General features: G+C 81.1%; 1 pseudogene. It reads right to left on the bottom strand.

From position 1 onward, the window contains the following. Positions 1-444, bottom strand: a pseudogene (locus ABD207_RS03015) (Rne/Rng family ribonuclease); the annotation flags it as partial.

Raw genomic sequence — 444 nt, 5'->3', positions numbered from 1 at the left:
GCGGGCGGGCCGGAGCGGCGGGCTCGGCCGCCTCGGCCGCCGCCGGAGTCTCCTCCGGCTGCGCCTCGGGCGCCGGTGCGCTCGGCGCGGCGGTCTCGGCGACGGTCACCACCGCGGGCTCCGCTCCCGCCGGGGAACCGGCAGGCGCGGTCACCTTGCGGGTGACCCGGCGGCGCGTACGGCCCGTGGCAGCGGCCTCCTCGGCCGCCGGCGCCTTGGCCTCCTCCGGAGCGCCCAGCACCGCGTCCTGCACGGCGGCCGGCTCGGCCAGCGCCTCGGCGGCCGACTCGGGCTGCACGGGGCGCTCCGCCTCCTCGGCGGGCGTCACGTCCTGAGCGGTCGGCGCCTCGGCGGGCTCGGCCTCCTCCTGCTGGGCCTTGTCCGTCTTGGCCTTGTCCTTCGCCCTGCCCTTGGCCTCGTCGGCCTTGGGCGCGCCCGCGGGCG

Source organism: Streptomyces thermospinosisporus (assembly GCF_039526425.1).
GTDB classification, from domain to species: domain Bacteria; phylum Actinomycetota; class Actinomycetes; order Streptomycetales; family Streptomycetaceae; genus Streptomyces; species Streptomyces thermocarboxydovorans.
This window is presented reverse-complemented; position numbering and strand designations above follow the sequence as displayed.